This is a genomic window from Pseudomonas juntendi (genome assembly GCF_009932375.1).
In the GTDB taxonomy this organism is placed as follows: domain Bacteria; phylum Pseudomonadota; class Gammaproteobacteria; order Pseudomonadales; family Pseudomonadaceae; genus Aquipseudomonas; species Aquipseudomonas juntendi.
Genome location: NZ_BLJG01000612.1, coordinates 1 through 395, shown reverse-complemented (window position 1 = coordinate 395; position 395 = coordinate 1). Strand labels below are relative to the sequence as shown.

Genomic DNA, 395 nt, shown 5'->3' with positions numbered 1-395 from the left:
ACCGGCCATTGCCGTGCCGGACAGCCCGACGGGGCTTGTGGTATCTGCCGATGGCAGCGTCAGCAGTGGTACGGCCCCGGCTCGCAGCCTTGTGGAAGTGCGGGATGCCCAAGGCGGTGTGCTGGGTAGCGTGCAAGTCGGCAACGACGGCAGCTTCAACATCCCCCTCAGCCCTGCCCAGGCGAACGGCGAGCTGCTGGCTGTGGTAGCCATCGACGCGGCTGGCCACAGCTCACTGCCGACCCAGATCGGCGCACCGGCCATCCCCCCGCCCAACGAGGCCACCGAGTTGCAACTGAGCAACGATGGCAGCGTATTGACCGGCCGTGGCGAACCCGGCACCCCCGCGCAGGTGGTGGACGCCCAGGGCAATGTACGGGGCAATGGCCCGGTTG

The 395-nt window shown here is 68.6% G+C and carries 1 protein-coding gene; it reads left to right on the top strand.

What is annotated here, in order from left to right; translation table 11 throughout:
- Positions 1–395: Ig-like domain-containing protein (locus tag GYA94_RS27495; protein WP_161893533.1), on the top strand; the 395-nt coding region annotated here is incomplete at both ends.